Source organism: Streptomyces sp. NBC_01077 (genome assembly GCF_045162855.1).
Taxonomy (GTDB): Bacteria; Actinomycetota; Actinomycetes; order Streptomycetales; family Streptomycetaceae; genus Streptomyces.
Window position 1 is genome coordinate 8476186 of sequence record NZ_CP108669.1, and the last position, 19971, is coordinate 8496156.

Annotated in this window: 16 protein-coding genes; 7 read left to right on the forward strand and 9 right to left on the reverse strand. The window is 72.7% G+C overall.

The window, feature by feature from the left end:
• Positions 1-162 precede the first annotated feature (162 nt).
• Positions 163-1995, reverse strand: coding sequence for an ABC transporter ATP-binding protein (locus OG462_RS38135; protein ID WP_406065070.1), 1833 nt, complete (start codon positions 1993-1995; stop codon positions 163-165).
• 74 nt (positions 1996-2069) lie between these two features.
• The gene (locus OG462_RS38140; protein WP_406065072.1) at positions 2070-3767 is read right to left on the reverse strand and encodes an ABC transporter ATP-binding protein; all 1698 of its coding nucleotides are present in this window, start codon (positions 3765-3767) and stop codon (positions 2070-2072) included.
• A 205-nt stretch (positions 3768-3972) separates the two neighbouring features.
• Between OG462_RS38140 and OG462_RS38145 the strand changes: the two genes are divergently transcribed.
• From OG462_RS38145 to OG462_RS38160, 4 genes are read left to right on the forward strand one after another with little or no spacing between them, the layout of a single operon-like run.
• Entirely contained in the window at positions 3973-5073 is a 1101-nt protein-coding gene (locus OG462_RS38145) for a FecCD family ABC transporter permease (protein WP_406065074.1), read from the forward strand.
• Entirely contained in the window at positions 5070-6188 is a 1119-nt protein-coding gene (locus tag OG462_RS38150; RefSeq protein ID WP_406065076.1) for a FecCD family ABC transporter permease, read from the forward strand. The genes OG462_RS38145 and OG462_RS38150 overlap by 4 nt, the downstream gene beginning before the upstream one ends.
• Complete coding sequence (locus tag OG462_RS38155) at positions 6185-7138, forward strand: ABC transporter ATP-binding protein (protein WP_406065078.1); 954 nt, start codon at positions 6185-6187, stop codon at positions 7136-7138. The genes OG462_RS38150 and OG462_RS38155 overlap by 4 nt, the downstream gene beginning before the upstream one ends.
• Before the next feature lie 19 nt (positions 7139-7157).
• Positions 7158-8732 carry an amidohydrolase gene (locus tag OG462_RS38160; protein ID WP_406065080.1) on the forward strand — a complete coding sequence of 525 codons (1575 nt, stop codon included), beginning with the start codon at positions 7158-7160 and terminating at the stop codon, positions 8730-8732.
• A gap of 113 nt (positions 8733-8845) precedes the next feature.
• Here the strand turns inward: OG462_RS38160 and OG462_RS38165 are convergent, their stop codons facing one another.
• The 6 genes from OG462_RS38165 to OG462_RS38190 all read right to left on the reverse strand — a co-directional run bounded on the left by OG462_RS38165 (position 8846) and on the right by OG462_RS38190 (position 15880).
• The gene (locus OG462_RS38165; protein WP_406065082.1) at positions 8846-10348 is read right to left on the reverse strand and encodes an IPT/TIG domain-containing protein; all 1503 of its coding nucleotides are present in this window, start codon (positions 10346-10348) and stop codon (positions 8846-8848) included.
• A gap of 122 nt (positions 10349-10470) precedes the next feature.
• Positions 10471-11646 carry an acetylornithine transaminase gene (locus OG462_RS38170; protein ID WP_406065084.1) on the reverse strand — a complete coding sequence of 392 codons (1176 nt, stop codon included), beginning with the start codon at positions 11644-11646 and terminating at the stop codon, positions 10471-10473.
• Positions 11643-12602, reverse strand: coding sequence for an acetylglutamate kinase (argB, locus tag OG462_RS38175; RefSeq protein ID WP_406065086.1), 960 nt, complete (start codon positions 12600-12602; stop codon positions 11643-11645). The genes OG462_RS38170 and argB overlap by 4 nt, the downstream gene beginning before the upstream one ends.
• 17 nt (positions 12603-12619) lie before the next feature.
• Complete coding sequence (gene argJ / locus OG462_RS38180) at positions 12620-13771, reverse strand: bifunctional glutamate N-acetyltransferase/amino-acid acetyltransferase ArgJ (RefSeq protein ID WP_406065088.1); 1152 nt, start codon at positions 13769-13771, stop codon at positions 12620-12622.
• Positions 13768-14808, reverse strand: coding sequence for an N-acetyl-gamma-glutamyl-phosphate reductase (argC, locus tag OG462_RS38185; RefSeq protein ID WP_406065089.1), 1041 nt, complete (start codon positions 14806-14808; stop codon positions 13768-13770). The genes argJ and argC overlap by 4 nt, the downstream gene beginning before the upstream one ends.
• 337 nt (positions 14809-15145) lie before the next feature.
• On the reverse strand, positions 15146-15880 hold the full coding sequence (locus tag OG462_RS38190) for a hypothetical protein (protein WP_406065091.1): 735 nt from the start codon (positions 15878-15880) through the stop codon (positions 15146-15148).
• Between the two features lie 232 nt (positions 15881-16112).
• Here OG462_RS38190 and OG462_RS38195 point away from each other — a divergent pair, with 232 nt between their 5' ends.
• Positions 16113-17810, forward strand: coding sequence for an FAD-dependent monooxygenase (locus OG462_RS38195; RefSeq protein ID WP_406065092.1), 1698 nt, complete (start codon positions 16113-16115; stop codon positions 17808-17810).
• A gap of 143 nt (positions 17811-17953) precedes the next feature.
• Entirely contained in the window at positions 17954-18739 is a 786-nt protein-coding gene (locus OG462_RS38200) for a TetR/AcrR family transcriptional regulator (RefSeq protein WP_406065094.1), read from the forward strand.
• Between the two features lie 9 nt (positions 18740-18748).
• Here the strand turns inward: OG462_RS38200 and OG462_RS38205 are convergent, their stop codons facing one another.
• Complete coding sequence (locus OG462_RS38205; protein WP_406065096.1) at positions 18749-19108, reverse strand: hypothetical protein; 360 nt, start codon at positions 19106-19108, stop codon at positions 18749-18751.
• Positions 19109-19271: 163 nt separating this feature from the next.
• Here OG462_RS38205 and OG462_RS38210 point away from each other — a divergent pair, with 163 nt between their 5' ends.
• Positions 19272-19961, forward strand: coding sequence for a hypothetical protein (locus tag OG462_RS38210; RefSeq protein ID WP_406065097.1), 690 nt, complete (start codon positions 19272-19274; stop codon positions 19959-19961).
• Positions 19962-19971: the final 10 nt, after the last annotated feature.

The window sequence follows — 19971 nt, forward strand, 5'->3', positions numbered from 1 at the left end:
TGGGTGCGGTCCGGTGTGGTGCGGTGCGACACGACCGCCGAGGGCTGTCGCCCGAGGTCGCCCGTGCCCCTCGGACGTCGGGGACCGGCCACGGCGCGGGCAGCACGAAGGGGGCGGTACGACGCGCGTCGTACCGCCCCCTTCGGCGTGCCGCCGGCGGCCTCAGGCGACCGGTGAGGCCTGGGCGTCCGAGTCCGGAGCCGGCCGCGGCACCCTCTTCTCCCCGGGCTCCTGACGGCTGGCCGACCACGCGGCCCACAGGACTGCGTACCGGCCGCCCGCCGCCACCAGTTCCGCGTGCGTGCCGGTCTCCACGACGCGGCCCTCGTCGAGGACGACCACCCGGTCGGCGGCCGCGGCCTGCGGCAGCCGGTGCGCGACGAGCAGCCCCGTGCGGCCCTCCAGGGCCCGCGCCGCCGCCTCCTCCAGGACGCGCGCGCCGGCGCTGCCCGCGTCGGCGGTGGCCTCGTCGAGGATCGCGATCGGCGGGTCCGCCAGGACCAGCCGGGCCAGGGCCAGGTGCTGTGCCTGCGTCACCGTCAGCCGGTGGCCGCCCTCCCCGACGACCGTGGCGAGACCCTCGGGCAGCGCCTCGGCCCACTCCAGCGCGTCGACGCGGTCGAGCGCCGCGCGAAGCTGCTCGTCGCCGGCCTCGGGCCGGGCGAGGCGCAGGTCGTCGGCGAGGGTCCCGGCGAAGACGTGCACCTCCTGGCTGATGAGCGCCACCGCGCGCCGGACCCCGGCCGGGCCCAGCTCCCCGGTGTCGACTCCGCCGAGGGCGATCGAGCCCCCGGTGGGGCTGTGGACACCGGCGATGAGCTTGGCCAGGGTGGTCTTGCCGGCGCCGCTCGCGCCCACCAGGGCCACCCGCTCCCCGCTCCGTACCCGCAGGTCGACCTCGTGCAGGACCGGCGCGCCGGAGCCGTACGCGTGGCTGAGCCCGGACACCTCGACCGAGCCGTCGGCGAGGGCGTGCGCCTCGCTCCCGGCCCGCTCCGCCGGGAGGTTCGACACGCCGACGAGGCGGGCGAAGCTCGCTCCCGCCGACTGGGCGTCGTCGAGGAGGTACAGGGTCGCGTTGATCGGGTTGAAGAGGCTGTGGAAGTACAGCGCGGCGGCCGTGGCCGTACCGATGCTGACGGAGCGGTTGTCGACCAGGACGAACCCGGTGGCGAGCATCGCGGCGAGACCGATGAACTCGGCGAGGTTGAGGCGGGAGAAGAACCCGGTGACGATGTGGATGCCCCGCAGGCCCAGGTCGCGGGCGGCCGCGGACCGCTTCTCCAGCAGGTCGGTGTGGGTGTCGTCGAGGCGGAACGCCCGTACGGTCCGGACGCCGCCGACGCTGTCGAGCAGCTGGTGCTGCAGGGCGCCGGTGGCGACGCGGTGCTCGCCGTACACGGGCGCGGCCCGGCGCATGTACCAGCGCACCGAGATCACCTGGACCGGGGACGCGAGGAGCGCCGCGATCAGGAAGCGCCAGTCGAGCACGGCGAGTCCGGCGAAGGTGAGCAGGATCGTCAGGGCGGAGCGGCTGAACTCGGGCAGGGCCTGCCGCACCGACTTGCCGATCACCGACACGTCGCTGGTGACCCGGGAGACGAGGTCGCCCGATCCGGCCGCCTCGACGCGGTCGAGCGGCAGCCGCAGCGCCCGCTCGATGAACTGCTCGCGCAGCGCGGCCAGGACGGTCTCGCCGAGCCGGGCCACGAGGGTGCTGCCGACGGCCGCGGCCGCGCCCCGCGCGACGGCGACGGCCACGAGCAGGACCAGGGGGACGGTGAGTGCGGCCGCGCCCTTCTTCTCGACCACGAGGTCCACGATGTGCCCGAGCAGGGGAGCGGTGAGCAGTCCGACGGCGGTGCCGGCGACGAGGACGGCGACCGCCGCCACGGCGAGGAGCCGGTGGCCGTGCAGCATGGTGCGGAGCGCCGCGACGGAATCGGCGCCGGTGGCGGTCGGCAGGAGCACGCGGTCCGGGCTGGTTCCGCTCATGGTCTGTTCCGTCTCTCTCGTCCGTCCTTCGTCCTGGTGCGGCCGGCTGTCGGTCCGTGTCTCGTCGGCGAGCGTCATGCGAGCACCGCCGCACGGTACGCCGCGTCGGCCGCGAGGAGTTCGGTGTGGTGGCCGGACGCCTGCACGGCGCCGTCCTCCAGGACGACCACGCGGTCGGTCACGGCGAGGAGAGCGGGACTGGTGGTGACCAGGATCGTGGTGCGGTCGCGGCGGACCTCGCGCAGCCGGGCGGCGATGTGGGACTCGGTGACGGTGTCCACCGCGGTCGTCGGGTCGTGCAGCACGAGGACGGGCCGGTCGGCGGCGAGCGCGCGGGCGAGGGCGACGCGCTGGCGCTGGCCGCCGGAGAGCGAGCGGCCGCGTTCGGCGAGCAGGGTGTCCCCGCCGTCCGGGAGGAGCCGGGCGACGTCGTCGGCGGCCGAGGCCTTGAGAGCCCGCTCGACGGACGAGGTGTCGTCGGCGGCCCCGGCCCGGACGTTGTCGAGCAGCGTGCTCTCGAACAGGTCGGCGTCGTGGTGGGCGACCAGGACGACCCGGCGCAGCGCGTCGGGGTCGAGCGAGGTCAGCGGCGTGCCGTCGAGCTCGACGGCACCCTCGGAGGGGTCCGCCTCACGGGCCAGGCAGACGAGGAGGTCATTGGCGGCAGCGGCGTCCCGGGCGACGATCCCGGTCAGGCTGCCGGCCGGGAGTTCGAGGTCGACGCCCCGGAGCGCGCCGAGCGTCACCCCACGCAGGGCGACATGTCCGGCGGTCCCGTCGGCGGGCACGTCGTGTCCGGTCCCGACGGCCTCGGGCGAGGCGAGCACTTCGGCGATCCGTTTGGCCGAGGCGCGGCCCTGGGCGAGCTCGGCGTTCACGTAGGCGAGCAGCTGGAACGGGCCGAGGAGGAACTGCGCGAGACCGACGGCCGCGACCAGGTCGCCGACGCTGATGCTGCCGTCCATGGCGAGGTACGCGCCGACCACGCCGATGACGGCGATGAAGACGCCGGTCAGGGCGAGGACGGCGCCCTCGTGTCCGGCCCGGCTGCGCGCGGCGCGCAGGGCGGCGGACAACGAGTCCTGGCTCGTGGTGCGGTAGCGGGCCACGGCCGCCGACTCGGCGCCCATGCCCTTGAGGACGCGGAGTCCGGAGACGAGGTCGGCGGCGACGCCCGAGGCGTGGGCGGCCCGCTCCTGCTCGGCCTCGCTGCGCTGTTCGAGCGGCCGGCTGATGCGGTGCCCGAGCCACAGCAGCGGCGGGATGCCGAGGAGGACGAGCAGGCCGAGGGGGACGGAGATCCTGAGGAGTGCGACGGCGCTGATCACGAGGGCGGCGACCGCCGACACCCCGTACGCGATGACGGTGGCCACCGAGCCCACGCGGCGGGCGTCGTTGGTGGCGATGCTGGTCAGCGCGCCGGGGAGGCGGTTCGCGTCGGCGCCGCCCCGGGGGTCGAGCACCCGGGTGGCCAGATCGAGCCGGAGCCGGTGCGCGGCGAGTTCGCCGCTGCCCTCGGTGATCCGGGCGCTGGTGCGGTAGCAGGTCGACAGGACCAGGAAGAGCACGGCGAGGACGATGAGCAGGCGCAGCAGTGCCGAAGAGGAGCCGGTGGCGACTGCCGTGTCGATGGTGGCGCCGATGACCACCGGCACCAGGGCTTCACAGCCCTGGTGGGTCATGCCGAGCAGGGATGCCGCGATGACTCGGCGGCGTTGTCCTCTGATCGCTTGGCGGAGGACAAGTCCCCCCGTCGGTCCGCCCGTTGGCATGTGACTCCTTCACGGAGGGGAGTGAATAGTTAGGTAAGCCTACTCTGACCTCAGGGCTGGGTGATGCCGTCCGAGGGGAGTGCCGGACGAGTCCTGTCGGGCGCGTTGACCGCTCGGCGCGGTTCGGTTAGCCTCACCTAAGTTGTGATCCGGCGTTCTTACGTCGTCGGCTCTCGCCGTACATCTGAACCGCCGCCAGGGGGAGTTGTCGTTGTCCGTCGAATCCCGGGTGGTGTCGGGACAGCAGGCCGAGGAAGACCCCGTGGACAAGGCCGTCGATCCCGGCGCCCCGCCGCGGATCGGCCGCACCGGGACCGCGTACCGGGGCTTAGGCCTGCTCCTCGCCCTCGCCGCGCTCGTCCTCGTCGGACTCCTGAGCGTCTGGGTGGGCACGAGGGGCATCCCCTTCACCGCCACCTGGGACGCCCTGTGGAATCCCGACGGATCCGAGACCTCGGTGATCATCCACGACTACCGGATCCCGCGCACGATCCTCGGCATCCTGGTCGGCGTGGCCCTCGGCCTGGCCGGTGCCCTGATGCAGGCCCTGACACGTAACCCGCTCGCCGACCCCGGCATGCTCGGCGTCAACCTGGGCGCCTCCGCCGGCGTCGTGGTGGCCATCGCCTTCCTCGGCATCGCGGCCCCTCTCGGCTATGTGTGGTTCGCCCTCGCGGGCGCCGCCGCCGCGTCCGTCGGTGTCTACCTGCTCGGCTCCTCCGGCCGGAAACTCGCCTCCCCCGAACGGCTCGTCGTCGCGGGCGCCGCCGTGACCGCCGTGCTGTACGCCTTCAACTGGGCGATCCTGCTGCTCAACCCGAGGGCCTTCGACCAGTTCCGCTTCTGGACCGTCGGCTCCCTCGCCGGCCGCTACTACGACATCGTCCTGATGGCCCTGCCGTTCATGGCCGTCGGCCTCGTCGTCGCCCTCGTCCTCGCCCCCTCGCTCAACGCCCTGGCCATGGGCGACCAGGTCGGCCGGGCCCTCGGGGTGAACGTCGGCCTGACCCGCGCCCTGGGCGCCGTCGCCGTGATGCTCCTCTGCGGGGCCGCCACCGCCGCCGCCGGACCGATCGGATTCATCGGCCTCGCCGTGCCGCACATCGCCCGGTTCGTCGTCGGCCCCGACCAGCGGTGGGTGTTCGCGTACTCGATGCTGATCGCCCCCGTCCTGCTCGTCGGCTCGGACGTCGTCGGCCGGGTGCTCGGCGCGCCCGGCGAGGTGCAGGTCGGCATCGTCACCGCGTTCATCGGCGCCCCCCTGTTCATCGCTCTGTGCCGTCGCCGAAAGCTGGTCATGCTGTGACTGCCGTACGGGAGGCGAAGGCCTCCGCGCCCGACCCGAAGGCCGGTATCGCGACCACCCCGGACCGGCCCCGCGTCATCAGCGGCCGGGTCGTCCGCACCCGGTCCGGCGGCATCTCCCTGCGCGTACAGGGCCGTACCGTCGCCGTCACCGCCGCCCTCCTCGTCGCGCTCGTCGCCGTCGTGGGCGTCACCCTGACCACCGGCGACTTCGACCTGTCCGTCGGGGAGGTCGTCCGGGCGCTCACCGGCAACGGAACCGGCATCGCCGACTTCGTCGTCAACACCCTGCGCATGCCACGGCTCGTGACCGCGCTGTGCGTCGGCGCGGCCCTCGCCGTGAGCGGGGCCATCCTCCAGAGCATCACGGGCAACCCCCTGGGCAGCCCCGACATCATCGGCTTCACCAACGGCTCCGCCGTCGGCGCGCTGGTCGTCATCGTCGTCGTGCACGGCAGCATGACCCAGATCGCGCTCGGCGCGCTGATCGGCGGCCTCGCCACCGCCCTCGCCGTCCACCTCCTCATGCTCGGCCGGGGGATCCAGGGCTTCCGCCTCGTGGTCGTCGGCATCGGCGTCAGCGCCCTGCTCCTCGCCGTCAACTCGTACCTGATCACCCGCGCCACGTTCCAGGAAGCCCTGGAGGCCCAGGCCTGGCTGATCGGTAGTCTGGGAAACCGGCTCTGGACGCACGCCCAGGCCATCGGCATCGCCGTCGCCGTGCTGCTGCCGCTCGCCTTCTTCCTCTCCCGCCGCCTCTCCATGGTCGAGATGGGCGACACCACCGCCATGGCGCTGGGCGTGGACGTGTCCCGCACCCGCACGATGCTGCTCGTGATCAGCGTCGCCCTGGCCGCGTTCGCCACCGCCGTGACCGGCCCCATCTGGTTCATCGCCCTGGCCGCGCCTCAGGTGGCCCGCAGACTCACCGGGTCGTCCGGACCCGCGCTCCTGTCGTCCGCCCTCATGGGCGCGGTCATGCTCGCCCTGAGCGACCTCGCCGTCCAGCGTCTGTTCGCCCCCGCGCTCCTCCCGGTGGGCACGGCGACCGGCTGCGTCGGCGGTCTCTACCTCATCTGGTTGCTGGTCTCCGAGTCGCGAAAGAGCCGCGCATGACTGCGAAGAACCGTCCGTCCGTCCGACCGACCGGCCGCCCCGCCGCAACCGGTACGGCGCCGAGCCCGGACTCCCGGCTGCGCGCCGAGGACCTCACCCTCTCCTACGACCAGCGGACGGTGGCGACCGAGCTCTCCGTCGACATCCCCGAACGCTCCTTCACCGTGATCATCGGGCCCAACGCCTGCGGCAAGTCCACGCTGCTCACGGCGCTCGCCCGGATGCTCAGGCCGAAGGCAGGACAGGTCTACCTCGACGGCGCCGCCATCGCCTCGTACCGCTCCCGCGAGGTCGCCCGCCGGCTCGGACTGCTCCCGCAGTCCTCGACCGCGCCCGGCGGCATCACGGTCGGCGACCTGGTGGCCCGCGGCCGCTACCCCCACCAGGGCATGCTGAGGCAGTGGTCCGCCGAGGACGAGGCCGCCGTCGTCGAGGCCATGCGCCAGACCGGCGTACTCGAACTCGCCGACCGGCCCGTCGACGACCTGTCCGGCGGCCAGCGCCAGCGCGTCTGGCTCTCCATGGTCCTCGCCCAGCAGACCTCGATCCTGCTGCTCGACGAGCCGACCACATACCTCGACATCGCCCACCAGGTCGAAGTCCTCGACCTGTGCGCCGGACTCCACGCCCACAAGGGCCACACGGTCGTCGCGGTCCTGCACGACCTCAACCAGGCCTGCCGCTACGCCACCCACCTCATCGTGATGCGACCCGGCGGCATCATCGCGGCCGAGGGCGACCCGGCGACGGTCATGACCGCCGAGCTCGTCGAGGACGTCTTCGGCCTGCCCTGCCGGATCATCCCCGACCCCGAGACAGGCACGCCGCTGATGGTGCCGGCCGCACCCAAGTGGTACGCCCCCGCCGAACCGACCACCGACGACACCCGGGTGAACGCGGCCGGGGGCGAGACGGCCGACCTCGGCACCGTGATGGCCGAGACCACCTGACGAGCGGAACGGACCACCCATGCTCTGTACGAGGCTGACGAACGCCCGCTTTCTCACCATGGACCCGGACCACCCCGTCGCCCACGACCTCGGCATCTGGCGGGGACGGATCGTGGGCCTGGACGGGGCCGTGACCTCACTGCCCGCCCGCGAGGTCGTCGACCTGCAGGGCGCCACCGTGCTGCCCGGCTTCATCGACAGCCACGTCCACCTGGCGTGGGCGGGACTGAAGGCCGACACCCCGAGCATCGCCCCCTGCGAGCGAGTCGAGGACGTCCTCGCCGTCATCGGGGAAGCCGTCTCCCGGAAGCCCGGGCCCGGCGCCTGGGTCGACATCGCCGGCTATGACCAGCGGGCCCTGGGACGCCATCTCACCGCCGCCGAGATCGACCGGGTCGCCCAGGGCCGCAAGATCTTCCTCATGCACGACTCCGGCCACGCGTGCGTCGTCAGCAGCGCCGTCCTCGACCTCCTCCCGGCCGACGTGCCGCACCGGGACGGCTTCCTCGCGGAGAGCGCCATGACCGCCGTACGGCGACTCCGGCTGCCGTACTCCCAGGAGGAACTCGCCGACGCCATCGAGCGCGCCGGCCGTGCCTGCCACGCCGAAGGAATCACCGCCTGCGCCGAGGCGGGCATCGGAGGCGGTCTCCTCGGACACAGCCCCGTCGAACTCGGCGCCTACCAACTGCTCAGGGACCAGGGCCGGCTGCCCCTCCGCGTCCAGCTCATGGCCGCCGGCGACACCCTGCGCCCGCGCGCCGCGCACCGCGACGACGGCATCCCGCGCTCCCTCGACCTCGGTATGCGCACCGGCTTCGGCGACGACTGGCTCTCCCTCGGGGCCCTCAAGATCTACACCGACGGCGGCATGATGGCCCGTACGGCGGCGCTCACCGACCCCTACGAGGGCATGTCCCACACCGGGGAGTTCCAGGACGATCCCGAGCGGATCGCGGACCTCGTCGTCGACGGCCACCTCGCCGGATGGCAGCTGGCCGTCCACGCCATCGGCGACCGCGCCGCCGACCTCGCCCTGGACGCTCTGGAGCGGGCGCAGAAGCTCCGGCCCCGCCCGGACGCCCGGCACCGTGTGGAGCACGCCGGTCTGATCCGCCCGGACCAGCTGCCACGCTTCGCCAGGCTCGGTGTCAGTGCCGTGGTCCAGCCCCACTTCCTCCGCTCCTTCGGAGACGACTACGCGGACGTCATGGGGGAGCGGCGGGCGCCGTGGATGTACCGGGGCCGCGGATTCCTCGACCACGGGGTCACCCTCGTCGGCAGCTCCGACCGGCCGGTCACGGACGGCTCGCCGCTCCGCGCGATCCAGTTCATGGTCGAACGCGCCTCCGCCTCCGGCCGGCTCATCGGACCGGACGAGGGCATCACCGTCGACGAGGCCCTGCACGCCTACACCGTGGCCGGCGCGTACGCCTCCCACTGGGACGACGGCGCGGGCAGCCTCGAACCCGGAAAGCGCGCCGACCTGGTGGTCCTCGGGGACGACCCCCGGACCGTCGAGACCTCGCGGATCGGGGACATCGAGGTCGTGGCGACGTACATCGACGGGCGCACGGGGAAGGGCACTCTGTGAGTACGGGAGGGGACGAGGTCCCGCGTCCGCGCCCGACAGCGAGCGCGGACGCCCTCCAGGGCAGGACGGCCACCACCGTCGTCGTGTCGTGAGCCGCTCGGCCGCTCGGCCGGTCAGTCGGTGTAGGTGAACTCGTCGGCCGGACCGGCGGGGGACAGGTAGCCGTTCGACAGCACTCTGACGTCCACGGTCTTGCCGAGGGCCTTGCCCGACGACGGCGCTCTCACGCTGATCAGCGTCGACGAGACGACCTCGGGGGAGTCCGCGGCGTTGTGTCCGAAGTACACCGTGGGGCTGTCGGTGAAGCCCGTACCGGTGATCTCGACCTTGGTGTACAGCGTCCCCGTGTCCGGGGTGATGCCGGTGACCACCACGGGTTGCGGACCGCCGTAGACGAACTGCCCGGACGTGACGGCCGGGGAGGTGCCCAGATCGCCGGTGACACGGACCTCGACGACGCCGACCCCGCGCGGCACGGTCGCGGTGATCCGGGTTCCGCTGCCGACGCTGAAGTTCGTGCACGGGACCGTGCCGAAGTCGACCACACTGTCCGCACCGAAACCGTTGCCGTCGATGGTGATCCGCATGCCTTCCTGGCCGACGGCGGGGCTGACGGAGGTCACCACCGGCCCGGTGGACAGGGCAGGGGCCTGCAGATGCTCCAGGTACGTCGCGTTGGCGTGCTGGTAGCCGACCTGGGCCAGGAAGTCGCCGACCGAGCTCTTGACCACGTTGCCGTCGTGGCTGTAACCGGCGTTCAGCGGGACGGCGTTGTTCGGCTGGACATAGACGAGGGGGCCGGTGAGGGCCTCGATCTCCGGGATGAGGACCTCCTTCACGTCGAAGGGTGCGACCGGCCCGTACGGAGTGGGGTACCAGTCCTTGGCCGTGTCGAGACCGGCCCAGGCCAGCGGCACCATGTCGAAGAGGTTGACGTACCCCTCGTTCACGCACCAGTCGACCTTGTCGAACAGGTCGGCGAAGTCCTGCAGACCGGCGGTGGGCGCGGCGAAGGTCAGCACTCCGAACCGCGGGGCGAGGCTCGCCCAGGGCCGCGCCTGCAGGTACAGCGCCAGCACGGTCGCGAGGCAGCCGCCGAGGCTGTGACCGATCACGTAGACCGTGGCGTTGCGGGGCGCGCCCACGAGGAGAGAGGCGAGCTTCTGCTCGAGATTGGACTCCCCCCTGCCCGGAGTCGCGCTGGTCATGCCGAGGATCTCGGTGAACGCCGTCATGGCGCCCTTCGAGATGGAGACCGGCTGCGGCGATCCGCCGCCGGTGAACGGCACCACCGTGCCGACGTCGAGGTCCTCCAGCAGGTCGGCCACGTTGGCGTTCGACCCGCGGACGACCACGGCGAACTCGTTCGACCCGGAGGTGCTCCTGGCGACATAGGCCATGTTCGCGTTGTCCGGGCTCAGCGCGAGCCAGGCCGGCTCCCAGGCGCCCTGCGTCGCCAGGGCGGGATCGGACAGCTGTTGGGCGACGCCGGTGGAGATGCGCTGTTTCTGCGCAGCCAGGGTCTCCCCCGACGGTCGGGGGGTGGCCCCGGTCGCGGCGATGGCGGCCAGGGTCATGGCCGCGCCCGGGGTCATGGTGGTGGCTTCTGCCGTCATGATCGCTCCTCGGATGCTCGTTCGGTCAGCGAACGGACAAATGGGTCGTGATCAATCTATTTTCGAACGGGGCGTCCAAGGCCATATCGGCCTCCCCGTGGCCAAGGGGCCAGGCGATTGGGCTAGCGCTGGTCCAGGATCCCCGGCAGCGCCTCCACCAGTTCCCCGACCTGACGCGCCGAGACCGTCAGCGCCGGAGCCAGGCGTACGGTCCCGGCGCCGGCGGCATTGACGAGGAACCCGGCCTCCTGCGCCGCGCCCTGGACCCGGGCGGCGACCGGCTCGGTCAGGACGATTCCGAGCAGCAGCCCAGCGCCCCGTACCTCGGCCACCAGGGGGTGCTTCAACGCTTCCACCCCCGCCCGCAGCAGCTCACCCATCCGTACGGTGTGCTCCAGGAGGCCCTCCGACGCGATGGTCTCAAGCACGGCCGAACCCGCCGCGCAGGCCACCGGATTGCCGCCGAAGGTGGACCCGTGCTGACCGGGACCGAGCAGCTCGGCGGCGGCTCCGAACGCCACCGTGGCACCGATCGGAAGGCCTCCTCCCAGCCCCTTGGCCAGGGTCACCACGTCCGGGTCCACGCCCGTCCCGGCCTGGTGCGCGAACCAGTGCCCCGTCCGGCCGATCCCGGTCTGCACCTCGTCGAGGACGAGGAGGCTGCCCGTGGCGCGGGTGAGCGCGCGGGCGGCCCGCAGATACCCGTCGGGCGCGGGGATCACCCCCGCCTCCCCCTGCACCGGTTCGACGAAGACCGCCGCCGTGTCGTCCGAGACGGCCGAGCGGAGGGCTTCGACGTCGCCGAACGGCACATGTGTCACGTCCCCGGGCAGCGGGAGGAACGGCTCGCGCTTGGCCTGCTGCCCCGTGACCGCCAGGGCGCCCATGGTGCGACCGTGGAAGCCGCCCTCCATCGCGACGATCCGCGGGCGCCCGGTCCGCCGGGCGGCCTTGAAGGCCGCCTCGACGGCTTCCGCCCCGGAGTTGGAGAAGAAGACCCGGCCCGGCCTGCCGAAGAGTCCGAGGAGCCGTTCCGCCAGGGCGACCGGCGGCTCGGCGACGAACAGGTTCGAGACATGACCGAGCCGCGCGACCTGGCCGGTGACGGCCGCGACCACGGCGGGGTGGGCGTGCCCGAGGGTGTTGACCGCGATCCCGCCGGTGAAGTCCGTGTACGCACGGCCGGCTTCGTCCCAGACGGTGCAGCCCTCGCCGCGGACCAGGGCCAACGGGGGTGTGCCGTACGTGTCCATCATCACGGCACGCCAGCGGTCCGTGAGCGGAGTGGGAACAGTCATGCGCGGGTCTCCTCCTCGGCCGCGGCGTCGTCCGGTACTTCGGGCGGTACGTCGCCTTGCGCGTCGTCGGGCAGGACCGTGGTCCCGGGGTTCTCCTCGGTGAGGACCCCCCGGAGGACGGCGTGCGGCGTGCGCCCGTCGAGGACGTGGACCCGCCCGACTCCCGACCGGACCGCCCGCAGGCAGCCCTCCATCTTCGGCAGCATCCCGCCCGCGAGGCCGGGGAGCAGTGTCTCCAGCTCGTCGGCCGTCAGACGGGGGATCACCTCGTTGCTGTGCGGCCAGTCCGCGTAGAGACCGGGGACGTCCGTGAGCATCACGAGCCGGTCGGCGCCGAGGGCGACGGCCAGCGCCGAGGCCGCGAGGTCGGCGTTCACGTTGTAGATCTGCCCGTCGGCGCCGCGCGCGACGGGGGAGACGACAGGTATGCGGCCCCCGGTGAGGAGGTTCCGTACGGTGTCCGGGGCCACGTTCACGATGTCGCCGACGAGGCCGATGTCGACGGGCCGGCCGTCCACCCAGGCCGGGCGGCGTACGGCGGTCAAGGTGTGCGCGTCCTCCCCCGACATGCCGACGGCGAAGGGCCCGTGGGCGTTGATGGCGCCGACCAGATCCCGCTGGACCTGCCCGGTCAGCACCATACGGACGACGTCCATGGCCTCCGGGGTGGTCACCCGCATGCCCGCCTCGAACCGGACCTCCAGGGCGAGGCGGTCGAGCATCGAGCTGATCTGGGGACCGCCGCCGTGCACCACGACCGGGTGCAGGCCCGCGTGCCACAGCTCGACGACGTCCTGGGCGAACGACCGCCGGAGCGCCGGGTCCACCAGGGTGCTGCCCCCGCACTTGACGACGACGGTCCGCCCCTGAAGTTCCTCGGACCACGGGACGTCCGTGGACGGGAGGTCCACGGCCTCCACGCGCCGCACGGCCGGCTGCTCGCCGAGCGTCCTCATTCTCGTACCCCCTCCGCTCATGAGCTGTAGGCGCTGTTCTCGTGCACGTACTCGGCCGTCAGGTCGTTGGTCCAGATCTCCGCGGTCGCCTCTCCGGCGCGCAGGTCGACCGTGATCGTGATCCGGCGGCCGGACATGTCGACCTTCTCCCGCGGTTCCCCGGCGGCGCCGTCCCGGCAGACCCAGACGCCGTTGATGGCCACGTCCAGGCGGTCGGGGTCGAAGGCCGCGTCGGTCGTGCCGATGGCCGAGAGCACCCGGCCCCAGTTCGGGTCCTCGCCGTGCAGGGCGCACTTGAGGAGGTTGTTCCTGGCCACCGAGCGGCCCACGGTCACGGCGTCCTCCTCGGACGCGGCACCGACGACGGCCACCTCGATCTCCTTCGACGCACCTTCCGCGTCCGCGACCAGCTGGCGGGCCAGGTCGAGGCAGACCGCGTGCACCGCATCGGCGAAGTCCTCGTCCTCCGGGGTCACGCCGGACGCACCGGAGGCGAGCAACAGCACGGTGTCGTTCGTGGACATGCAGCCGTCGGAGTCCACCCGGTCGAAGGTGGTCCGTACGGCCGCACGCAGTGCGGAGTCGAGCAGCGGTCCGGCCGCCACGGCGTCGGTCGTGAGGACCACGAGCATGGTGGCGAGACCGGGCGCGAGCATGCCCGCGCCCTTCGCCATCCCGCCCACCGTCCAGCCGGACCGGGACACGACCGCGGTCTTGTGCACCGAGTCCGTCGTCTTGATCGCCACGGCCGCGTCCTCGCCCCCGTCGGCAGCGAGCCGTTCCGCCGCGAGGCCGATCCCCGCCGTGATCCGGTCCATGGGCAGCGGGACACCGATGAGCCCGGTGGAGCAGACGGCCACGTCGTCCGGCGTGATGCCGACGGCGAGGGCCGTGAGCTCGGCCATCGTGCGGGCGTCGGCGGAACCGGCCGGGCCGGTGCACGCGTTGGCCCCGCCGGAGTTCAGGACGACCGCGGAGACCAGGCCGTCGGCGAGGGCCCGCCGCGACCAGCGGACCGGTGCGGCCTGGATCCGGTTGGAGGTGAAGACTCCCGCGGCGGCCGGTGCGGGGCCCTGGTTCACCACCAGGGCGAGGTCGGGATCACCGGATGTCTTGATGCCGGCGGCCACCCCGCTGGCGAGGAATCCTCGGGCGGCGGTCACGGTCACGGAGCCACTCCATTCATGGGCAGGCCGAGCCCTTCGGGCAGGCCGAGGGCGACGTTCATGCTCTGCACCGCACCACCGGCGGTGCCCTTCGTCAGGTTGTCGATCGCGCTCACGCAGATGAGGCGGCGGGCGGCCGGATCGAGGGCCACCTGCACCTGCACCGTGTTGGATCCGAGCACCGAGGCCGTGGACGGCCACTGACCCTGCGGTAGCAGCCGGACGAACGGTACGTCGGCGTAGGCGGCCTCGAAGACCTCGCGCACCTCGCCGAGACCTCCGCCGGGGGCCACGTGCGGGCGCAGACGGGCGGAGCAGGTGGCGAGGATGCCGCGGGGCATGGGCGCGAGGGTCGGCGTGAAGGAGACGGTCACCGGCTCGCCGGCCACGAGGGACAGGTTCTGCGTGAGTTCGGGGGTGTGCCGGTGGCCGCCGCCGACGCCGTACGGGGTCATGGACCCCATCACCTCGGAGCCGAGCAGATGCGGCTTGGCCGCCCGGCCGGCCCCCGAGGTCCCACTCGCCGCGACGATGACGACCTCGGGTTCCACGAGGCGGGCGGCGTGGGCGGGGTAGAGCGCGAGGGTGACCGCGGTCGGGTAGCACCCCGGCGCGGCGATACGGGTGGTCCCCTTGAGCTCGTCCCGGGCGCCGGGCATCTCGGGAAGCCCGTACGGCCAGGTCCCCGCGTGCTCGGAGCCGTAGAAGCGTTTCCACTCGACGGGGTCGCGCAACCGGAAGTCCGCCCCGCAGTCGACGACCAGGGTGTCGCCGCCCAACTCCCCGGCGAGCGCTCCCGACTGCCCGTGCGGCAGGGCGAGGAAGACGACGTCGTGCCCGCCGAGGGCCTCCGCCGACGTCTCCGTCAGCACCCGGTCGGCGAGGGAGGTCAGCTGGGGCTGCACCTGTCCGAGGGTGAGCCCGGCACTGCTGTGCGCGGCGAGGACGCCGACTTCGAGACCGGGATGTGAGGCGATCAGGCGGAGGATCTCCCCACCGGCATAGCCACTGGCTCCGGCCACCGCGACCCGTAAGGTCATGTTCTTCCGTCTCTCCTGATGCATGGGGACGTGGCGCACGCCGGTGGCACACAGCCCAAGCCGGCGCACATGAACTTAACTTAGCCTAACCTAAGTAGGCTTGTTGGTGGAATCGCGGATGTGCTGCGCCACATCAGGTGAGAGGCCCTCAATCACTCCTCGGTGGAGCGGAGTTGGGGGTGTTCGTGGAGGTGCTCGGCTCTCGGGGGTGCGGAGTTGGGGGTGTTCGTGGGGGGGTGTGCGACCCCCGGGGGCGCTCGGCCCTCCGAGGTGCTCGGCCCTCGGGGGTGATCGGCCCTCCGAGGCGCTCGGCCCTCGGAGGTGCTCGGCCCCGTCGTCAGGCCGGCGACCCCCACGCCGTCGTCAGGCCGTCCAGCCATGCCGGCGGGAGTTCGGCCGCGTCCCACTCCTCGTGCAGGGCCGACGGCGTCGCGGCCAGGCGTTCCAGGACGGCCACGCTGGTGGGGGAGTGGACGAGGGAATAGCGGCCGTGGATCGCGATCGGGCTGCCCGGGCCGTACTCCGCGTACAGCCGCTCCAGGTGCGCGTGGTGGGCGGAGGCGAACTCCGTCAGCCGTCCCGGGTACCCCGCCCGCTGTCGGGGGCTCATCGTGCGCAGGACCGCGCCGAGCACCTGCTCCGTGACCTCCGGGTCGAGGTCGGAGACGTCGGCGAACGAGAGGTAGAGCGGTGTGACGGCCACCTTGGCCCGCTCCATCTCCGCCCTCCCGACGGGGGAACGCTCGTCGGGGGAGTCGGCCGAAGGGCCGGTGGTGACGGCACGGACCAGCGCCCGCTCGGCGAGCGCGCCGAATTCCTCGGTGACGGCCGAGGTGCCGTCGGTCCAGCCGGACGCGTAGAGCTCCCCCTTCTCGTGCGGGGCGTCCCGCCGGGCGTCGGCGACCTCCGTGTGCGCGAGGGCGAGCGCGCCGGCCTCGACGAGCCCGATGAGCTCCTCCGCGTCGCCGGTGTAGACCCCCGCCCTGGCGAGCAGCTGGAGGAGTGTGGTCTTCGCGTTGAGGACGCTGGCCGGGTCCAACTGCTGCTGCCGTCCCTCGTCGGCGGTGTTCAATGGAGGGTCCTCCTCGTCGTACGGGCGGCACGCTGCGGGCGCGCGGAACGCTCTGTTCGAGCCTACGCAACGCCCGTTGCCTCAGGGTCCGCATCCCCCCACGTCGCGCGCGTCGCGGATGGTGGTGGACTCCGTGCGCCCCTGGACAGCCATGTTTCGGATACGCTGTATCCGAAACAATCGAGGTGTGCGTACCCGTTCGCGCACCCGGGCAACGGCGGGAGCATCGGACATGCCCGAATCGCACGACGCAGACACGGCGGCGGGCACGGCCGACACCACCGTCACCGTCATCGGCGCGGGACCCGTGGGTCTCGCCCTCACGCTCGACCTGGCCCGCCGAGGCATCGCGGTACGCCTGGTCGAGCGCGACGAGAAGTGCTTCCAGGGCTCACGCGCCAAGGGCATCCAGCCCCGCACCCTGGAGGTCCTCGACGACCTGGGCCTGGCCGACGCCGCCCGCTCGGCAGGCGGTGCCTACCCTCCGATGGGTCTCCATCTCGGCCCGTACACCAAGGCCTGGCGGATGCACGCCACCGCACCGGGCAGCATCGGCACCCCCTACCCCGATGTCCTCCTGCTCCCTCAGTACGCCACCACCACCCTCCTCCACGACGCCGTCGAACGCCTCGGAGTGCGCGTCGACTTCGGCGCCCGCGCCGTGGAGATCACCCAGGACGAGGAGGCGTGCACCGTACGCCTGCAGGACGGCCGACTGCTCAGAAGCCGGTACGTCGTGGGCGCCGACGGTGGTTCGAGTACCGTCCGCAAGGCCGCGGGCATCGCCTTCGAGGGCAGCACCGACGAGACCGACCGGATGATCCTCGTGGACGCCACCGTCGACGGCCTGTCCGGCGACCACTGGCACATCTGGCCCCGACTGCGCGGCCGCAGCATCGCGGCATGCCCGCTGCCGGGCGCCGACGGACGCTTCCAGATCATGATCAAGATCCGGCCGGGCGACCCCGTCGACCTCACCGGGAGCGCCCTCGCCACCCTGGTGCGCCGCCGCGTCGGCCCGTCCCTCACCCTGCGCGACATCACCTGGTCCTCGGTCTTCCGCCCCAACATCCGCCTCGCCGAGCGTTACCGGAACGGCCGGCTCCTGCTGTGCGGCGACGCCGCCCACGTCCACACACCCGCCGGAGCGCAGGGCCTCAACACCGGCGTCCAGGACGCCCACAACCTCGGCTGGAAACTCCAGCAGGTCCTCGCCGGCGCCGACGACGCCCTCCTGGACAGCTACGAACGGGAGCGACGCCCCGTCGCCGCGCAGGTCCTCGGCCGCTCCACCGAGCTGTACGAAGGACTGCGCCGTACCCGTCCCAGCGGGCTCACCCGGGGCCCCGACGAACACCAGCTCGGCATCTCCTACTTCGGCGGCCCGCTCGCCCCTGCCGACTCGCCCCGCACCGCGACCCTGCGCTGCGGTGACCGCGCCCCCGACGCCGCGCTGCCGGGGGCCGCGCTGTCGGGGGCCACGCTGTCCGGGGCCGCGCTGTCCGAGCCCACGCTGTCCGGGGCCACCGGGACGGCGAGCCGGCTCTTCGACCTGTATCGGGGACCGCACTTCACCGCCCTCGCGTTCGGGGCCCGCGCCGCCAACGCCGTCGACCGCCTTCCCTGGCCGACCGACGGCGTCCCGCTGCGCCGCCACACCGTGCTGACGCACACCACACCCCGTACGCCCTGCGAAGCGGCCCTGCTCACGGCGTACGGCATCACCGAGGACACCATCCTGCTGATCCGCCCGGACGGCCACATCGGCGACATCAGCCACGTGGCCGACGCGGATGGCATGTCCAACGGGTCCAAGGGGTCCAACGGGACCGAAGGGTCTGATGGGCCCAACCTGTCCGCCGGCAACGGCACTCCGGCCGCATCCCCCGCGATCGGCCGGCTGACCCCCGCCCTCCGGTCCGCCGCCTGACACACACGGCCCGACAACCTCGGGGGCCGGAGCACGCGTACGCGTACGGGGGCCGAGCCATCGCTCACACGGCTCGGCACCCGCCGGCCTCGCCCCCGCCCGGCCCGCGCGCGGTCGACCGGTACGGTGTCACCGCACCACCGATGGCCGCCGGCAGCCGCGACGAGCAGGGCGGCGACGACCCGGCACAGCGAGAGAGGGCCCACCGCATGGCCGCCACCCCGCCACCCCCCGGCAGCCCGGCCTGGTGGGCCGCACGCCCGAACCCCACGGCCTCGTCCGTCGAGCCCCGGCGCGGGCGCCCCGCGCTCGACACCGCACACATCGTCGGCACGGCCCTGCGCCTGGTCGACGAGCACGGCACCCAGGCGTTCTCCCTGCGCATGCTCGCCGACGCCCTGAACTCCGGTACGGCCACCCTCTACCGTCATTTCGACGGCAAGGACGAGATCATGGCGTACGTCGTCGACCGCGTCCTGGGCGAGGTCGACCTCGACGCGGTCACCGCCTCCGCCGACTGGCGCGAGGCGCTCACGGTCACGGCCCACCGGTTCCACGACACCCTGCGCCGCCACCCGAACACCCTGCCGCTGCTCATGGCGTACGTCCCCGTGGGCCCCCACGGCCTCGCCCAACGTGAACGCGTCCTCGGGGCCCTGCTGACCCACGGCCTGCCGATCGACCTGGCGGCCCGTGCCTTCACCGCCGTCGGCCACTACGTCATCGGCTTCACCGTCCAGCAGTACGGTCCCGCCGCCGCCCCCGACCACGGCCCCGAACTCGCGGCCTTCTACGGCGGTCTCGACCCGGCCTCCTACCCCGCGCTCCTCCAGGCCGCCCGGTCCCTCACCTCCGTCGCCGTGGACGAGGAGTTCGACTTCGGCCTGACCCTCCTCGTCCGAGGCCTCGCGCACCTCGCCCCGGTGTAGCCGACGGGCTCACGAGACCATGATCGTCCAGGCGCCGACGAGCGAGGCCAGATGGAGGACGACGCCGAGCGGCAGGTACACCCACGGGGTGCGTCCGCGTCGCCAGGCCATCAGGCCGAGCCCCGCAGATACCGCCGCCGCGACGCCGATCCCGATCCAGGGCAGCGCCCACATCGTCAGCATGCCGAACGTGGTGCAGACAAGCGCCGGATCGTCGGCCCCGCAGCTGTCGGTCGCGAAGATCGAGATGTAGAAGGCGAGCATGTCGATCAGCAGGCCGAAGCCGACCAGTACCCCGACCGTCACCAGATAGCCGGTGGGCCACGTGCGCCGGGCGCTGCCCGGGGTGCCCTGCAGGGGGAGGCTCATACTCATGCTTCCTCGCTCAGCCGCGCGTCGTCGTATGCGGTGAGCACACGGTACGAGTCGGGGACACGGCGGGGGATGAGCACGGGTACTCATCTCAGGGTGGGTGACGCAACGATCGCAGGTCCGACTCGTTGATCACGCCATGAAACTCGTTGGTCACACCATGAAGAGCGTCACGCACCGCACGAAGCGACGGCTCCGCATCCCGGCCACCGGCCTCGCCGTTCTCGCCCTCGTCCTCGGCATCACGGGCGCCGAGAGCACCCACGCGAGCCCTGTCGACCGGAGTTGCCCGACGGCGGAGATCTTCGCGACCGACAACACGGCGATCATCACGGACCCGGACGATCCCCGGCTCCGGACCCGCCTGACCCGCTTCGACCACGAGGTACGCGCGATCATCCGCGCCCACGGCGCCCGACCGGCGGCCTCGACACTGCTGGACGGCGTCTTCTGGTCCGAGGCCGGGCAGCAGGCCACGTACGAGCGGTCCCGCGAGTTCGATGTGAACAGGGTCGGTCGCGACGGGCTCCACCACATCGCGGGCGTCATCGCCAAGGAGTACGACCAGGAGGCCGTGCTCACCTTCCGGTGCCTGCCCAGGACGTCGCCGGAGACCGACGCGGTGGAGATCGAGGTGCCCGGCGTCCGCGCGAGCCGGCTGAGCGAGGCGCTGGTCGCGGACCCCGAGGCCCGGGAGAAGCTCGGCGGCGGCTCGGTCACCCTCGACGGACGGCTCGTCCTCGTCGCCGAGATCGCCGATCTGCCCCTGGCGCGACAGTTCACGGTCTCGCTCGGCGCCGACTGGAACGAGGCTCAGGTGCACTACGGCGACCGGGAGTTCGTGAGCTGATCCGCAGGCA